The following is a 575-nucleotide window of genomic DNA, read 5'->3' as shown; positions in this document are numbered from 1 at the left end:
GATGTCACGCAAACCGAACGTTATGTGGAGGATTCCATTTATCAGGCAGGTTCTTGGCCGATCCAGCGTCGCATCATTATTCAATCGGTACGCCCGGCAGGCGAGCTGTTCTTCACTCATGCCTTTTTCGTGACGAATTTAAGCGAAGACACCTTTTCACCGGAAGCCATTCTCACGTCCTATCAAAAACGAGGGGCGATGGAAAACTTCATCAAGGAAGCGAAAGATGGCTTCGGCTTCGACCAAATGAAAAGCCATGATTTCCAAGTAAATGAAGCACGTATGATGATGAGTCTACTTGCCTACAATTTAACGAACTGGTTACGTACATTAACATTTCCACCTGCGAAGAAGGGTCTTCAAATTCAAACGATTCGCACGAGATTAATCAAGGTAGCAAGTAAGCTGGTGAAATCGAGTCGCTACTTGCATTTTAAATTAGCATCCAGCTTCGTCTATGCGCACTTCTTTTCGGACGTACTGACCCAGGTACAGCAGCTTTCCCTCAACTAAATCACCTTTTTAAAAAATCGAACCCGCACCAAGGGATCAGTCTGCCCAAAAACAGGTGAATC

At 45.2% G+C, this 575-nt stretch carries 1 protein-coding gene; it reads left to right on the top strand.

The window, feature by feature from the left end; all coding sequences use genetic code 11:
• The coding region (locus AC1UFB_RS20240) for a transposase (RefSeq protein WP_482589943.1) at positions 1 to 513 on the top strand (513 nt) is incomplete at its 5' end.
• Between the last annotated feature and the right edge of the window lie 62 nt (positions 514 to 575).

It is taken from the genome of Priestia sp. KCTC 13724, assembly GCF_056820425.1.
Note: the sequence above shows the minus strand (reverse complement) of the source record. Positions and strands in the feature narration are given on the sequence as shown.